The sequence below is a fragment of the Pseudoalteromonas sp. S1650 genome (assembly GCF_005887195.1).
GTDB lineage: Bacteria > Pseudomonadota > Gammaproteobacteria > Enterobacterales > Alteromonadaceae > Pseudoalteromonas > Pseudoalteromonas simplex.
This window is the reverse complement of the sequence record NZ_PNDF01000159.1, coordinates 1-242: the sequence shown is the minus strand read 5'-3', so window position 1 is coordinate 242 and position 242 is coordinate 1. Positions and strand designations below refer to the sequence as shown.

Here is a 242-nt window from a genome sequence, read left to right as displayed (position 1 = left end):
GATGCTTCAGGCAATTGGAGCGCCGAAGCAGGGCAAGCCTTAGCTGATGGCAACTACACAGTCAGTGCCAGTATCAGCGATGCAGCAGGTAATAACAGCAGTGCCAGTGACAGTGGTGAAGTCGACACCATTCCACCGGAGCTTGCTTTTGTGCCGACCTTCTTACTGGGTCAACTGGTGACCTTAAGTGGTACATCAGATTTACCCGCCGGTAGCACAGTGACCATCACCCAAACCTTATT

At 52.1% G+C, this 242-nt stretch carries 1 protein-coding gene; it reads left to right on the top strand.

Features of this window, described 5'->3' with window-relative positions:
- Positions 1 to 242: Ig-like domain-containing protein (locus CWB80_RS22630; protein ID WP_249362678.1), on the top strand; the 242-nt coding region annotated here is incomplete at both ends.